The sequence below is a fragment of the Gemmiger formicilis genome (assembly GCF_016901605.1).
In the GTDB taxonomy this organism is placed as follows: domain Bacteria; phylum Bacillota; class Clostridia; order Oscillospirales; family Ruminococcaceae; genus Gemmiger; species Gemmiger formicilis_B.
The window spans coordinates 1-216 of record NZ_JACJKP010001046.1; the positions used below are offsets into that span (position 1 = coordinate 1).

At 54.2% G+C, this 216-nt stretch carries 1 pseudogene; it reads right to left on the reverse strand.

What is annotated here, in order from left to right:
- Positions 1 to 216, reverse strand: a pseudogene (locus H6B10_RS18605) (hypothetical protein); the annotation flags it as partial.

A 216-nucleotide genomic window follows, 5' to 3' on the forward strand; every position in this document is an offset into this window, starting at 1 on the left:
ACGCTGATAATCAGGCAGATGACCCACGGCATACTGCGGGCATCCACCCGTCCGGTACCTACCTGGAACAACAACAGCAGATAGGGCAGCACACCGATGCCGATGTTCAGCAGCGCATTGGTGAACATATCGATCTCAGAAATCAGGTTGTCCTTGTTCCACAGGAACAACTCGGCCCACATTTTGTCGTTGATCCGGGCAATACGGGTCAGGTCC